12 protein-coding genes are annotated in these 14,195 nt (G+C 69.6%); 8 read left to right on the top strand and 4 right to left on the bottom strand.

Going from position 1 to position 14,195, the window contains the following annotated elements; genetic code table 11:
* Window positions 1-8 precede the first annotated feature (8 nt).
* Window positions 9-644 (bottom strand): cob(I)yrinic acid a,c-diamide adenosyltransferase, encoded by a 636-nt coding sequence (locus AAFO60_RS07630; RefSeq protein WP_347955576.1) that lies wholly within the window; start codon window positions 642-644, stop codon window positions 9-11.
* A gap of 55 nt (window positions 645-699) precedes the next feature.
* Here AAFO60_RS07630 and murA point away from each other — a divergent pair, with 55 nt between their 5' ends.
* On the top strand, window positions 700-1,956 hold the full coding sequence (murA, locus tag AAFO60_RS07625; RefSeq protein ID WP_347955575.1) for a UDP-N-acetylglucosamine 1-carboxyvinyltransferase: 1,257 nt from the start codon (window positions 700-702) through the stop codon (window positions 1,954-1,956).
* 43 nt (window positions 1,957-1,999) lie between these two features.
* On the opposite strand, the gene AAFO60_RS07620 is transcribed toward murA, so the two are convergent.
* A complete protein-coding gene (locus AAFO60_RS07620; RefSeq protein ID WP_347955574.1) occupies window positions 2,000-2,827 on the bottom strand; it encodes a 3-oxoacyl-ACP reductase family protein in 828 nt (275 codons plus the stop codon).
* 249 nt (window positions 2,828-3,076) lie between these two features.
* Here AAFO60_RS07620 and AAFO60_RS07615 point away from each other — a divergent pair, with 249 nt between their 5' ends.
* Window positions 3,077-3,904, top strand: coding sequence for an SDR family oxidoreductase (locus AAFO60_RS07615; protein ID WP_347955573.1), 828 nt, complete (start codon window positions 3,077-3,079; stop codon window positions 3,902-3,904).
* An 18-nt stretch (window positions 3,905-3,922) separates the two neighbouring features.
* On the opposite strand, the gene AAFO60_RS07610 is transcribed toward AAFO60_RS07615, so the two are convergent.
* The gene (locus AAFO60_RS07610; protein WP_347955572.1) at window positions 3,923-5,077 is read right to left on the bottom strand and encodes an alpha/beta fold hydrolase; all 1,155 of its coding nucleotides are present in this window, start codon (window positions 5,075-5,077) and stop codon (window positions 3,923-3,925) included.
* Between the two features lie 271 nt (window positions 5,078-5,348).
* On the opposite strand from AAFO60_RS07610, the gene mdo reads away from it, so the two are divergent.
* The 6 genes from mdo (at window position 5,349) to AAFO60_RS07580 (ending at window position 12,681) form a co-directional block, all read left to right on the top strand.
* Window positions 5,349-6,620 carry an NDMA-dependent methanol dehydrogenase gene (mdo, locus tag AAFO60_RS07605; RefSeq protein WP_347955571.1) on the top strand — a complete coding sequence of 424 codons (1,272 nt, stop codon included), beginning with the start codon at window positions 5,349-5,351 and terminating at the stop codon, window positions 6,618-6,620.
* Window positions 6,621-6,715: 95 nt separating this feature from the next.
* Window positions 6,716-7,777 (top strand): MadB family AAA-type ATPase, encoded by a 1,062-nt coding sequence (locus AAFO60_RS07600; RefSeq protein WP_347955570.1) that lies wholly within the window; start codon window positions 6,716-6,718, stop codon window positions 7,775-7,777.
* Between the two features lie 11 nt (window positions 7,778-7,788).
* Entirely contained in the window at window positions 7,789-9,342 is a 1,554-nt protein-coding gene (gene madC / locus AAFO60_RS07595; protein ID WP_347955569.1) for a MadC family VWA domain-containing protein, read from the top strand.
* Between the two features lie 56 nt (window positions 9,343-9,398).
* Window positions 9,399-10,577 carry an iron-containing alcohol dehydrogenase gene (locus AAFO60_RS07590; RefSeq protein WP_347955783.1) on the top strand — a complete coding sequence of 393 codons (1,179 nt, stop codon included), beginning with the start codon at window positions 9,399-9,401 and terminating at the stop codon, window positions 10,575-10,577.
* 2 nt (window positions 10,578-10,579) lie between these two features.
* Window positions 10,580-12,010 (top strand): MadS family sensor histidine kinase, encoded by a 1,431-nt coding sequence (locus tag AAFO60_RS07585; protein ID WP_347955568.1) that lies wholly within the window; start codon window positions 10,580-10,582, stop codon window positions 12,008-12,010.
* Window positions 12,007-12,681: a MadR family response regulator transcription factor gene (locus AAFO60_RS07580; protein ID WP_347955567.1), complete on the top strand. Its 675-nt coding sequence runs from the start codon at window positions 12,007-12,009 to the stop codon at window positions 12,679-12,681. Before AAFO60_RS07585 ends, AAFO60_RS07580 begins: the two co-directional genes overlap by 4 nt.
* Window positions 12,682-12,782: 101 nt before the next feature.
* Here the strand turns inward: AAFO60_RS07580 and mftM are convergent, their stop codons facing one another.
* Entirely contained in the window at window positions 12,783-13,694 is a 912-nt protein-coding gene (mftM, locus tag AAFO60_RS07575) for a mycofactocin oligosaccharide methyltransferase MftM (RefSeq protein WP_347955566.1), read from the bottom strand.
* Between the last annotated feature and the right edge of the window lie 501 nt (window positions 13,695-14,195).

The following is a 14,195-nucleotide window of genomic DNA, read 5'->3' as shown; positions in this document are numbered from 1 at the left end:
CGGCCGGCTCAGTCGGTCGCGGACGGGCGGCGCTGAGCGTCGTGACGCTGCGGCGGGCGCGGACGGCCGGCGCCGGGAACCCATTTCACGTCGGTGAGACCGGCGCGGACGTTGGCCACGCGCGCCAGGATGAACAGCAGATCCGACAACCGGTTCAGATACTTCGCGGGCAGCACGTGCGTGGTGTCGGGTTCGGCGTCGATCGCCGCCCAGGCGGCGCGCTCGGCCCGCCGGACCACCGTGCGCGCCTGATGCAGCAGTGCGGCCAGCGCGGTCCCGCCGGGCAGGATGAACGAGTCGAGCGGAGTGAGCTCCTCGCCGAATCCGTCGCACCAGGCCTCGAGGGCGTCGATGTACTCCGGCTCGATGCGCAGCGGCGGGTACTTCGGGTCGGCCACCACCGGCGTCGACAAGTCGGCGCCGGCGTCGAACAGGTCGTTCTGGACGGTGCGCAGCACCTGCGCGATGTCGTCGGGGACGTCGCCGCCGAGGGTCAACGCCGCGCCGACCGCGGCATTGGCCTCGTCACAGTCGGCGTACGCGACGACCCGGGCATCGGTTTTGGGCACGCGGGAGAAGTCCGACAGACCGGTGGTGCCGTCGTCGCCGGTTCGGGTGTAGATGCGGGTGAGATGGACTGCCATGCCTACCAACCTTGCCATGTCGGTCAACGTCGGTGTCCGACGATAAGCTGTGAGCGTGAGTGATCGCTATCTGGTGACCGGTGGGGCTCGTCTCGTCGGAGAGGTGACCGTCGGAGGCGCCAAGAACAGCGTCTTGAAGCTGATGGCCGCCGCCCTGCTGGCACAGGGCCGCACCGTCTTGACCAATGCGCCCGAAATCGCCGACGTGCCGCTGATGGCCGATGTCCTGCGGGGACTGGGAGCCGAGGTGGAGATCGTCGGCGACGTCGTGACGATCGACGTCCCGGCCGAACCCGAGTACCGCGCCGACTTCGACGCGGTGAAGCAGTTCCGGGCCTCGGTGTGCGTCCTCGGGCCGCTGATGGCGCGCAGGCACCGGGCGGTGGTCGCGCTGCCCGGCGGCGACGCGATCGGCTCGCGTCCGCTCGACATGCACCAGGCCGGTCTGCGGGCGCTCGGGGCGCGCAGCGCGATCGAGCACGGCTGCGTCGTCGCCGAAGCCGACGCGCTCACCGGGGCCGCGGTCGCGCTGGAGTTCCCCTCGGTCGGCGCCACCGAGAACATCCTCATGGCGGCGGTCCTCGCGGACGGCGTCACCACCATCGACAACGCGGCTCGGGAGCCGGAGATCGTCGACCTGTGCGACATGCTGACGCAGATGGGCGCCCTGATCGAGGGCGCCGGGTCGCCGACCCTGACGGTCACCGGCGTCGAAGCGCTGACCCCGACACGGCACCACGTGATCGGTGACCGCATCGTGGCCGGCACCTGGGGAGTGGCGGCGGCGATGACCCGCGGCGACATCCGCGTGCGGGGCGTCGAGCCGGATCACCTGCGTCTGGTGCTGAAGAAGCTGGAGGACGCCGGGGCGCAGGTGGAACGGTACGACGACGGTTTCCGGGTGATCCAGGAGGGACGGCCGGTGGCGGTGAACACCGCGACCCTCCCGTACCCGGGGTACCCGACCGACATGCAGCCGATGGCGATCGGCTTGGCGACGGTGTCCGAAGGCATGTCGATGATCACCGAGAACGTCTTCGAGGCGCGCTTCCGGTTCGTCGAGGAGATGGTCCGCCTGGGCGCCGACGCACGCACGGACGGCCACCACGCGGTGATCCGCGGGGTGGACCGTCTCTCGAGCGCGCCGGTCTGGTCGTCGGACATCCGCGCTGGCGTCGGCCTGGTACTCGCCGGTCTGGTCGCCGACGGAGTCACCGAGGTGCACGATGTGGAGCACATCGACCGCGGTTACCCCAGTTTCGAGGAGCAGCTCACCGCCCTCGGCGGCAAGATCGAGCGTGTCTCGGGCTAGTGTCCTGCGCCGGTTCCCGACCCGGGTCTGTCGCGACGGCGGACTACATGTCGAGGCCGCCGTTGACGCCCCAGACCTGGCCGGTGATGTAGCCGGACGCGTCGGCGGCCAGGAAGTGCACCACCCGGGCGATCTCCGACGGCTCGCCCAGTCGGCCCAGCGGGATCTGGGCGGTGATCGAGTCGAGCACCCGCTCCGGGATCGATTCGACCATCTCGGTGGCGATGAACCCCGGTGTCACGGTGTTGACGGTGAGACCGGTGCCGTCGGGGGTGTTCCGGCCGGCCTTGGCCAGCATGTACGCCGCTTCCTTGGCCAGGGTCTTGGTGAGCCCGAACAGTCCCGACTTCGACGCCGCGTAGTTCGCCTGGCCGATGTTCCCCGTCTCGCCGATCACCGACGAGACGTTGATGATGCGGCCGTTGCCCTGCTCGACCATGTGGGCGAGCGCCGACTGCGACATGAAGAAGGCTCCCGACAGGTTGACGGCGAGGACGCGATACCAGTCCTCATCGGTCATCTTCGCCACCGTTCGGTCGCTGGTGATGCCGGCGTTGTTCACCAGGATGTCGACGCGGCCGTGGGTGCCGACCACCTCGGCGAGCGTGCGCCTGCAGTCCTCGGCCGAGGCGACGTTGCCGCGGTGAAGACTGGGCTCGGAACCGAACTGCTCGGCGAAGTCGGCGGCGAACTGCTTCGCGCGCTCGGTGTTGCCGCCGTACCCGGCCGCGACCGTCGCGCCCTGGGAGGCCAGACTCGTGCAGATCGCTGCGCCGATGCCTCGAGTGCCGCCGGTGACGAAGGCCACGCGCCCGCGCAACTTGTCGCCGATGACGGCGGCCGTCCCAGTATCAGAATCCAACACGCTCATGACGAACCCCTCCTGATGATCGACCTTGTCGTCCACCGCGGGTCTGCCGGGTGCAGCGGTGTGTCGAGGCGTGGCTCGACGCACTCCTGTACCCGGTAGGCACAGGCCGCGGGGCCTGAGCCGCGGTGCACATCCCGAGCGTATCCCGCCGTTGTCGGCCCGGTCCGCGATTGTCGAACCTCGTCGTCGGCGGCGTTCTCGTCGCTACGGTGGACGAGGTCGGGATCACACGTGGGAGGTGCCAACGAGATGACGGGCAGTACCGAGATGACGGGCAGTACCGAGATGACGGGCGGGGCCGAGGCGTCGGGCGGGGTCGAGTCGTCAGAGCGGGCCGACGAGGGCCGGTGCGTCATCGTCACCGGGGCGGGCAGCGGGATCGGCCTGGCGGTCACCGAGCGGCTGCGGCGGCGCGGCGATCGGGTGCTGGCGGTCGACCTGCATCCCGAGGCGGCCGGCGGGGAGACGCTCGCGGCCGACCTGACCACCCGCGCGGGCAACAGGGCGGCCGTCGACACCGCACTCGAACGGTTCGGCCGCATCGACGCGGTGGTCGCCGGAGCTGGGTTCCAACATGTGGAGTCGATCCGTGACTTCGATCCGGATGCGTGGGACGGACTCCTGGGGATCCTGTTGACCAGCCCGTTCCTGCTCGCCAAGTACGCGTGGGAGGCGTTGGAGGCCGCGCCGGGCGGAGGCCGGTTGGTGGTGATCGCGTCCGCGCACTCGCTGACGGCGAGCCCGTTCAAGTCCGGATACGTCTCGGCCAAGCACGGTGTGGTGGGGCTGGTCCGCACCATCGCGCTGGAAGGGGCCGACGTCGGCATCTGTGCGACCGCCCTCTGTCCGGCCTACGTCCGCACACCACTGGTGGAGAAGCAGATCGACGATCAGGCCCGCACGCACGGCATGTCGGCGGACGAGGTGGTGGCGAAGGTGATGCTGGAACGGCAGGCCGTGAAGCGGTTGATCGAGCCGGCCGAGGTCGCCGCGGCCGTCGAGTTCCTGCTGACCCCGGCGGGCCGCGCCTTCACCGGCGCGGCGCTGCCGATGGATCAGGGGTGGACGGCCCAGTGAGGCCGCCCACCCCGTTGCTCAGCGAGGCAGCTGCGCGACGTCGCGCAGGCCCGGCAGCCAGTGCTTGCCGAGTGCGGTGTGACCCATGAACAATCCCAGGTGGCCGGCATCGACGAGTTCTCGGCGCACCTGCTCGGGCGGCGTCGACGTGTAGTGATCCAGGGCCCACGCCTGCTCGGGCGGAGTGATGTGGTCGCGGGTGCCCGCCAGGATCAGCAGCGGCGCGGTGATCCGACCCAGGTCGACCCGCTCGCCGCCCACGGTCAGCGTGCCTGCGATCAGCCGGTTCTCGACGAACAGGTTCTCGATGATCCACAGATAGAACGGACCGGCGATGTCCTGGGTCCACTCGAACCAGTCGGTGAACTCGTTGAAGCGGGCCACGTACTCCGGATCGGCGATGTTGGCCCACAGCTCGGTCAGCCGCGTCAGCTCGCCGGCCGGTTCGAGCATCTTGAAGCCGAGGACCTGGTTGGCGCCGCGGTAGCGTCCGCCGCCCAGGGAGACCATGGTCCGATACGGCAGCATCGGGTCGCCGGCGCCGGTGACGGTCATCCACTCGCGGATCGCCGAGCGGCCCGCGTGGAAGTCGATCGGCGCCCCGCCCACCGACAGCGAGTGCACCGTGTCGGGGCGCAGGGCCGCGTAGATGGCGGCCAGCCACCCGCCCTGGCAGTCGCCGATCAGGTTGACCCGGCCGCCCAGCAGCGCGACGGCGTCGTCGAGGACCGCGAGGTAGTCCTCGATCGTCGAGTCGGCGGTCGCCTCCGTCGCGGGCAGCCAGTCGAGTGCGTACAGGCTGTCCAGCCCGGCGCTGCGCGCGGTCAGGATCTGCGACTGCTCGGGGGAGTAGTCGACGATCGATGACGCGTGTCCGGCCTGCGGCGGCAGCACCAACGTCGGCACCGCGTCGGTGCCGACGGAGAAGTCGAGCAGTCGGGCCTGCGGCCAGGTGCGGGCGACTCGATGCGGCGTGCTCCAGTCGGGTGCGGTCCGACCGCCGACGGCCTGCATCCACGCGGCGGTGTCGGCGAGCACCGTCGCCGGCCCCGCACCGCGTCGCATGGCCGATCGGAGATACCCGGTCCACCCGGTCGTCACGGCGGCGGCGATGTCCAACGGGGCGGTGGCCCAAGCGGTGAACTGCGATGGCGTGCTGGTCTGCGTCGGCATTCGAACTCCTCAGAACGGGAGATCCCGCGGGGGCCCGCGGGTGAGGACTGACGTTATCGGTCGAACCTCGCGCGCGGAGCCGAATCAGCGGTCTTCGCTGGGGAATTCGGTGTGCCACCTGTCCGAACGGACAGGTGGGGTACCGGCCGCTCGGACCCATCCCGCTCGCACAGGGTCAGGGCCCCTTGTCGCCGGGCTGTGATCGAGAACACGCTGAGTGGGACAGTTTCGGCACTGCCCGCCGAATCCCTCATCGAAGGAGTGCAGCCCCATGGCAATCGAGATGAACCAGATCTGGGATTTCCCCATCAAGGAGTTCCACCCGTTCCCGAAGGCCAAGCTCGGCGTCGGTGCCCACGACATGCTCGGTGTCGAGGCCAAGGAACTCGGCATGACCCGCGTCCTGCTGATGACCACCGGCCTGCGCGGCTCGGGCATCATCGACGAGCTGATCGGCAAGATCAAGTACCAGGGTGTCGACGTGGTCCTGTTCGACGAGGTCGAGTCGAACCCCAAGGACTACAACGCGATGGACGCCGCGGCCCGCTACCAGTCCGAGAAGTGCGACGGCATCATCTCCGTCGGCGGCGGTTCCAGCCACGACGCCGCCAAGGGTGCCCGCATGGTGATCGCGCACGACGGCCGCAACATCAACGAGTTCGAGGGCTTCTCCAAGGCCACCAACAAGGAGAACCCGAAGCACATCGCCGTCTCGACCACCGCGGGCACCGGCTCGGAGACCTCGTGGGCGTACGTCATCACCGACACCTCTGACATGGAGAACCCGCACAAGTGGGTCGCCTTCGACGACACCTGCCTGGTCGACCTCGCCATGGACGACCCGCTGCTCTACTACTCGTGCCCCGAGCACTTCACCGCGTACTGCGGCTTCGACGTGCTGGCCCACGCCAGTGAGCCGTACGTCTCGCGCCTGGACTTCGCGCCGTCGCTCGGCAACGCGAAGTACTCGATCGAGCTCACCGCGCAGCACCTGCGGACCGCAGTCTACGATCCGCACAACCTCGAGGCGCGCACCGGCATGATGCACGCCCAGTACATCGCGGCGCAGGCGTTCAACTCGGGCGGCCTCGGTCTCATCCACTCGTTCTCGCACGCCTTCAGCGCCTTCTACGACAGCCACCACGGCCTCAACAACGCGATCGCCCTGCCGCGCGTGTGGGAGTACAACCTGCCCGCCCGCTACGAGCGGTTCGCCGAGATCGCCCGCCTCATGGGCGTCGACACCAGCCGCATGACCACCGTGCAGGCCGCCGACGCCGCCGTCGAAGAGGCCATCCGCCTCTCGAAGGACCTCGGCATCCCCGACAACTTCGGCTCGCTGACCACCACCAGCTACGAGAAGAACCGCATGGGCACCGGCAAGTACGCCGACCGCGGCGCCGGCGTCGACACCTCGGAGGCGACCGCCGTCGCCATCGCCGAGCACATGATGGGTGACTGGTGCACGCCGGGCAACCCGCGCGAGTGCACGGTCGAGTCGATGCTGCCGATGGTCCGGCACGCCCTCACCGGCTCGTACTGACCGGCGACTGACTCGCCGACCGGCAACAGACCGCGCGCCGCCGCCTCGGCGCCGCCCGAATCCGCATCCTTCGATCATCGGACCCAGGACGAACCATGAGTGACCCGAACAGCCTTCCGCCCGCATCCGACATCGACACCCCGCCGGGGTTCGATACCGCTGAGGATCTCGCCGCCGCACTGTCCGGCCAGGGATACCTCATCGACCCGGATCTCGCCGTCGTCGTCCATCTGGCGACCCTGCTCGACCGGCCCCTGCTCCTCGAGGGGCCGGCCGGCGTCGGGAAGACCGAGCTGGCCAAGGCGCTGGCCGCGGCTTCCGGGCGGGAGCTGATCAGGCTCCAGTGCTACGAGGGGCTCGACGACTCTCGTGCACTGTACGAATGGGACTATGCACGGCAGCTGCTGCACGTGCAGATGCTCCGGGACCGGATCAGCGACGAGCTGTCCTCACACGACAGCCTGTCGGCGGCTTCGGCGGCGCTGGCGCGCACCGACGTCGGCGTCTACACCGAGGACTTCCTGGTGTCGCGTCCGTTGCTGGCGGCGATCCTGTCGCCGACGCCGACGGTGCTGCTCGTCGACGAGATCGACCGCACCGATGAGGCGATGGAGGCGGTGATGCTCGAAGTCCTCGCCGAGCGGCAGGTGACGGTGCCCGAACTGGGCACCTTCACCGCCCGGTCGGCGCCGTGGGTGATCCTGACCTCCAACGACACCCGCGAACTGTCACCGGCGCTCAAGCGTCGCTGCCTGCACTTCCAGGTGACCTACCCCGACGCCGCACGCGAACAGAAGATCGTCGCCGTGCGCGCGCCGGAGGTGGAGGAGTCGGTGATCGCCGACGTCGTCGCACTGGCACGCCGCCTGCGGGACCTGCCGCTGCGCAAGAGCCCGTCGATCGCCGAGGTGATCGACGCCGCGCGCGCCGCGTCGATCCTCGGCGGAGCCGACTCGGCTGCCACGACCCTGGGACCGGATTCGGCGCTGCTGTCGATGCTGGTCAAGTTCGGCACCGACCTCGACCACGTGCGTCGAGCACTGGCCGAGCCGGCGCCCGCGGGCGACCGCGTCTCGATCGACGGCACGCTGCCGACCGGGTCGCCGACCGCGAGCGCGTTCGGTGCCGGTCGGGCCCGGAGCGCCGCGCGGAACTGACGGTTGCAGCCATGATGAGCACAGCCGAACTCACCGCGCCCGGGGCCGGTGGCAGGCACCCGGTGCTGGACGTCCTCGCCGTCCAGTTCGGCGGCGCGCTGCGGGCCTTCGGGCTCGCGGCCTCGCCCGCCGAGGTGATCGAGATCCGTCGTACCCTCGCGCTGGTCGGGGCCGAGGATCTCGGCCTGTTGAAGACCGCCCTGCGCAGCGTGAGCGTCAAGTACACCCATGAGCAGCAGGCATTCGACGCGGCCTTCGCCGTCTTCTTCGAGGGTGCGGACCAGACGCCCGACGAGGTCGGCGCGCCGGCCAAGCGCGGGCTCTACGGCGAACTGCCCCTGGACGTCGACTGGGAGGACGAGTTCACCGGCGCCGGCCGCATGATCGGCGCCGACGAGCACTCCTTCGAGATCGGCGACCTGATGGTCGACGATCCCGATGCGCGCGAGCGGCACGCGCAGAGCGCCCATCGGGAGAACGACGACTTCTCGGTGTCCTCGGGCGCCGAGCAACTGGAGGTCGGGACCGACGACTCGAAGGTCACCGGCGGCGTCACGTACACCGTCGAGGTCGACCACGCCGACACCGCGCAGGTCGGTGAGCTGGTGGGGGCGACCGCCCGGGTGCAGGGCACCTCGCTGCATCTGGCCGATGCCGCCGCGCTGCTGGCGGCGTTGAACGCCTCCGACGGTCGCTCCGCCTACGGCGCCGACGGTGCCGAAGACCTCGACGAGAGTCAGCGTGCCGACCTCGAGCGCGCACTCGCCCGGTTCGTCGACGCGCTGTCGGAGCGGCTGGCCGAGGCCGCGCCCGCGGGCGAGCCCGACGCGGTCACCGACCGATCGGCCACCGTGCACCGCGATCAGGCCGACATCGACCGCGCCTGCCACCGGATGGTGCAGCGGATGCGGGGTGCCCCGCGCCGGGTGCCGCGCCGCACCGACACCGGTCGTCTCGACATCCGCAGCACCATGCGGGCGGCGGTCGCCACCGACGGCGTCCCGGTGCAGCTGTGGCGTCGCCGCGCGGTGCCCGGACCGACGCGGACCCTGGTGATGGTCGACGTGTCGATCTCGGTGCGGCCGGTCGCCGGCTTCATCCTCCGGCTCGCGCAGACCCTGCATCGCTTCGGCGACCGCTGCGAGGTCATCGCCTTCGTCGACCAGCCGGTCCTGGTGACCGCGGCGCTGCGCACCTCGCACGCCGACGGTGCGCTAGCCTCGGTGCTGGCCACCGAGGGACTCGACCTCGCCGCGACCAGCGACTACGGCCAGATGTGGGCCTCGACGCTCGACCGGTTCGGCGACCTGATCACCAAGCGCACCAACGTGCTGGTGGTGGGCGATGCCCGCAGCAACGCCTTCGATCCCCGCGTCGACCTGTTCGCAGAGGTGGCTCGGCGGGCGCACCGCGTCGCCTGGCTGACGCCCGAACCGTCCCGCTACTGGGACCAAACAGGTTGTGCCCTAGGCGATTACGCCGAGTACTGCGACGGCGTGGTCAGCGCCAGGGACGGGGCGGAGATGCTTGCCAGGTGCGACGAACTCGGTGCGGCGCTGAGGTGATCCCGGTAGCGTCGCGGGCGAGTGAAGGAGGTGGTCGATCGGTGAGTGATCGATCGATGATCGCCCGGGGCGCGGCGCGTCCCACGGCCGCACACGTCGTCAAGTTCCACACCCCCGAGATCGTCCTCGGCCCCGGCTCGTTTCCCGAGGCGGCCGTGATGGTCTCGGGGCTCGGCGTGCGGCGCCCCCTCGTCGTCTCCGATCGCCGCCTGGAGAACACACCGTGGTATCCGCAACTGCTGCGCGACCTGCGTGCGAAGGGATTGGCGCCCGCCACCTACCTCGACGTGACGCCGAATCCGCGGGCGGGCGAGGTGTCGGCCGGCTTCGCCGCCTACCGCGCGCACGGGGCCGACGGCCTCGTCGCACTGGGCGGCGGGTCGGTCATCGACACCGCCAAGGGGGTGGCGGTGCTCGCCGCCAACGGCGGACTGATCCTCGAGTACGAGGGCATCGATCGAGCCGAACGGCCGCTGCCACCGCTGGTGGCCATCCCGACGACGGCGGGCAGCGGGGCGGACGTCTCGCAGTTCTGCATCATCAACGATCCCGACCGACGGACCAAGATCACCATCATGGGCCGCACCCTCGTGCCGAACGTGACCGTCATCGACCCGACGCTGCTGACGACGGCGCCCCCGGAGGTCACGGCGCAGGCCGGGATGGACACGCTCACCCACTGCGTGGAGGCCTACGTCTCCCTGGCCCACGGCCGACTGACAGACTCGCTGGCGCTCGAATCGCTCAGCGGGGTGTGGAACAACCTCGAACGTCTCGTCGACGATCCGCGCGATGCGGTGGCGGGGGAGGAGATGGCCATGGCCTCGCTGCGCGCCGGGATGGCCTTCACCAATGCGATCCTCGGCGCCGCGCACGCGATGAGTCACCCGGTCGGCGGCTACTGCGACGCGCCGCACGGGACCATCAACTCGGTGCTGCTGCCCCACGTGATCCGCTACAACGCCTTCGTCTGCGCCGACGACTTCGTCCAGCTTGCCGGCGCGGTCGGTCTCGACACCTCGGGCGATCCGCGGACCGTCGCCGATCGGCTGGCCGATGCGATCGCGTCGCTGGCCGCGCGCGTCGGAATGCCCGAGACGCTCTCGCCGCTGGGGGTGCGCGCAGACGACCTGGAACTGCTCACCGCGCATGCGCTCGCCGACTCGTGCATGATCACCAACCCGCGTCGGCCGGAGGAGTCCGGCATCCGCGACCTGTACCGGCAGGCGATGTAGCCGTGGCCGAACCCGCACCGGATCTGGCCAGCCTCGTCGGGCTGCGCACCGTCAAGGGCAGCCACTACGCGCAGTTCCTCGGTACCGCCGCCCGCCTCGGTCGGGTGATGACGGCGCTCGAAGGGATCTCGAAGGCGCTGGTGCAGACCGCGTCGGGCCCGGAGGCGCTGGTGGTCGCGGTCGTCGAGACCGTGCGCGACCACCTGGGGGCCGACTGGGTGCTGTTCGCGCTCGCCGACGGCCAACTCGGCCAGACGACCCCGCGCCATCTCATCGCCTCCGGCGACGGTCGGATCATGGCCTTCGAAGGGGTCGGCGTGGCCACCGAACCCACCGACCTGCCCGATCCGGTGCTCAACCGGCTCAACGACGTCCTGCGCGGTGAGGGCGACGTGCTGCACGGACCGATCGTCGCCGAACACCACCTGCACGTCCCAGTGGAACTGGACGGGAGGGTGGTCGGCGGGCTGTCGGCGTGGACGCCGCCGGATCGGGACGTGGATCCGGCCGATCTCATGGTGCTGCGCATCCTCGCCGGTCAGGCGACCGTCGCGATGGTCAACGCCGCCCTGTTCGCCGAGGCGAACCGTCGTGCCGAGGAGCTCGCCGAGCGCAATGTCGAGCTGGTGCGGATGCAGCGTGAGCTGTCCGCGGCCCAGCGCAGCGCCCTGCTCGGCGGCGAGCGCGCCCGGATCGCGCGGGAGCTCCACGACTCGGTCGGACAATCGGTGCTGTCGGCCGGCCTGCAGATGGAGCTGTGCCGCGGACACATCAGTGAAGCCGGCGCCGATCACCTCGACAAGGCGGTCCGCCTCTCTCGCGATGCCATGGCGCAGCTGCGCAACGCCATCTACACGCTGGCCGACGCGCGGACGCCGTCGCCGAGCATCGCCGAGACGCTCGACGAACTGTGCGCGCTTCACATGCCCGCGCACACCCGCACGTCGGTGACCGTCCGCGGCCGCCCCCGGGAGCTGCCCGGCGAGGTCCAGCACGCGGTTCTCCGGATCGCGGGCGAATCCCTGTTCAACGCCGCCGTGCACGCCGATGCCGGGCAGGTGGTCGTCACCTTCGCCTACGCCGACGACGGCGTCCGCATCTGGGTCGACGACGACGGATCCGGCGATCCCGATCACCTGCGGACCACGTTGCGCGAGGCGGCGGCGGGCGATCCGACCGCGGGCAGGCACCGCGGCCTGCAGAACATGGCGTCGCGCGCCGCCGAACTCGGTGGGACCTTCCGGATCCGGCGCTCGCGCCTGGGCGGGGTGCGCATCGCCGCGACGCTGCCGACGACCGGCCCCAGAACAGGACAGCAGGGAACAGGACAGCAGGGAACCGGACAGCAGGGAACCGGACAGCGGGAGACCGGACAGCGGGGGAGCGGGCATCCGGACAGCGGGTCGCCCGAGACGGGGAGAGGGAACTCATGACTCAGCGTGGATCCACACCGGCGGCGTCGACCGCGCGACCGATCCGGACGCTCCTGGTCGACGACCACGCGCTCCTGCGGGAAGGCTTGCGCTCGCTGCTCGACCGCGATGACGAGGTCGTGGTGGTCGGCGAGGCCGGCTCCTTCGACGCAGCCCTCGCCGAGGTCGCCCTCACCGCGCCCGACGTCGTCGTCGTCGACCTGAAGCTGACCGCGGGCACCGAGTACGAGGGTCTGCGCCTGATCAAGGAGATGACCCGCCGCCACCCCAAGGTCGCCGCACTGGTCCTCACCACCTTTCTCGACGATGACCTGGTGGTGCGGGCGGTGCGGTCCGGCGCTCGAGGGTACGTCGTCAAAGACGTCGACACGACCGAGCTCATCGGTGCGATCCGTACCGTCTCGACCGGCGGCAGCGCCTTCGACCCCCGCAGTGCGACGATCGTGCTCCGGACCGTGTCGGGCGAGCACGATGCGGCCGCCGACCTCACCGACCGCGAACGCGATGTGCTCAAGCTGCTGGCCGACGGCCGATCGAACGCTCAGATCGGACAGGCCCTGTTCATCTCGGAGTCGACCGTCAAGTTCCACATCCGCAACGTCATTCGGAAGCTGGGAGTCAGCAAGCGCACCGACGCGGTCTATGTCGCGAGCAAACGCGGGCTGATCTGACCGGAAGGCACTTGTGCCGACGGTCGGACCCGATCACCGGCATGAGTGGGGGCGACCGGAGTGGGTCGCCACGGCGTGCCGAATGATCACGACGAGGCCGGTCAGTCCTGCTCGAGGTCGATGACCAGCCAACCGCCGTGGTCGGCGAAGATCGTCGTCCGATGTCCGGCGGTCAGACGCGACCAGCGGACCAGGTCCTCTTCACGCAGCAACTCGAGGTGACCGAAATGCGGACTGGGTTCGGGCTCGTAGGGGACCGCGATCACCACCCGGGCCGACGCTACGCGGCACGCCTCGGAGATCGCGCGTTCGACGTCGGCGCTCTCCAGGTGCTCGAGCAGATGAAGGAGCGTCACTGTGTCGAAACTGTTATCGGTGAACGGAAGGGTGCGGGCGTCGCCGAGTGCCGTTCGGACGGGAAGCCCGAGGTTGCGGGAGGCGTCGTCGAGGTGATCGAGTGCGCCGGGACAGATGTCGGTCGCGGTCACCGCGAACCCCTCCTGGGCGCATTGAAGAGCGAAGAGCCCGAAACAGCAGCCCACTTCAAGCACCGAAGTGCCGGTCAGCAGGCTCCGCGCCCGCTGGTGCACCGGGCTGAACTCGGCGGTGCCCGCGCGGAGCTCGCGCACGGAGTTCGCGTAGAAGGCGTGCCACGCCTGGCCGCGGTCCGTACCGGTGCCGGTGACCAGCGCGACGAAGCACGCCTCGAACTCCTCTCGGCCGCTGATCGCTCCGACGTCGACGAGAGCGGACAACTGCGTCACCAGCGATTCGTCGCTCAGGTCCGCCGTCGTGAACGGATTCACCAACTCCAGCCGGGTGCCGGCTCTGCGCCACCGAAGCCTTCCGGTCCGGGTGAAGCTTCCGTCCAGCGCAGCGTCGGTAACGAGTCGAACGCAGAAACTGGAATCGGTGAGCGCGGTGAGGGGACCGAGGTCGGTGTAGCCGGCCGGCGGATGATCCAGTGCCTGAACCGGCACGGCGGATGCGGGGAGTTCGGCGACGGTGGTCATGCATCGACGCTATGAACAGATTCGCCCGCCCGGAACTGCCCTTCCGGACCTCTCGACTGTCCGAACGGACAGGTTTCGACGGCTGCTGGGCCTCTGACCTGCCGATTTGCTCTTACGGGCCCGACTGCGTAACTTAATTCGGGCCGGAGCGAGCAGCCCCGGCAAGCGAAATTCCTTCCGGTCAGCGGGTTTGCTCCTGCGGATCGGGTCGGGGTAGAGTAGCGGTCCTGCGCTTGGTGGCGGTCTTGAAAACTTCTTGGAGGGTTCGAGATGCTGCGAGTTGCGGAGGAAGTTCCGGCCTGGTAGGTTGGGAAGGTCGCCTCGGAGACGGGGTGGTCAACAAAATTTCAGATGTCTGCTGGAGTTCGGCCTGTTTGTTGCTGGGTTGGTGCTGGTGGGTGTGTGTTCTTTGAGAACTCGATAGTGTGTTTTGGATTTTCTTGTGCCACATTATTTTTGTTTTGTGGCGTGGGAGATTTTGGACAGAGTGCTTGCCGGCCC

It is taken from the genome of Gordonia aichiensis (genome assembly GCF_039946255.1).
Classification (GTDB): Bacteria; Actinomycetota; Actinomycetes; order Mycobacteriales; family Mycobacteriaceae; genus Gordonia; species Gordonia aichiensis_A.
This window is presented reverse-complemented; position numbering and strand designations above follow the sequence as displayed.

Excerpts from the sequence above, each read along its gene's own strand:
- AAFO60_RS07590 (WP_347955783.1), top strand. The coding sequence starts at position 9,399 with ATGATCGCCCGGGGCGCGGCGCGTCCCACGGCCGCACACGTCGTCAAG.
- AAFO60_RS07620 (WP_347955574.1), bottom strand. The coding sequence starts at position 2,827 with ATGAGCGTGTTGGATTCTGATACTGGGACGGCCGCCGTCATCGGCGAC.
- AAFO60_RS07600 (WP_347955570.1), top strand. The coding sequence starts at position 6,716 with ATGAGTGACCCGAACAGCCTTCCGCCCGCATCCGACATCGACACCCCG.
- AAFO60_RS07610 (WP_347955572.1), bottom strand. The coding sequence starts at position 5,077 with ATGCCGACGCAGACCAGCACGCCATCGCAGTTCACCGCTTGGGCCACC.
- mftM (WP_347955566.1), bottom strand. The coding sequence starts at position 13,694 with ATGACCACCGTCGCCGAACTCCCCGCATCCGCCGTGCCGGTTCAGGCA.
- AAFO60_RS07630 (WP_347955576.1), bottom strand. The coding sequence starts at position 644 with ATGGCAGTCCATCTCACCCGCATCTACACCCGAACCGGCGACGACGGC.
- mdo (WP_347955571.1), top strand. The coding sequence starts at position 5,349 with ATGGCAATCGAGATGAACCAGATCTGGGATTTCCCCATCAAGGAGTTC.
- AAFO60_RS07580 (WP_347955567.1), top strand. The coding sequence starts at position 12,007 with ATGACTCAGCGTGGATCCACACCGGCGGCGTCGACCGCGCGACCGATC.
- AAFO60_RS07615 (WP_347955573.1), top strand. The coding sequence starts at position 3,077 with ATGACGGGCAGTACCGAGATGACGGGCAGTACCGAGATGACGGGCGGG.
- madC (WP_347955569.1), top strand. The coding sequence starts at position 7,789 with ATGATGAGCACAGCCGAACTCACCGCGCCCGGGGCCGGTGGCAGGCAC.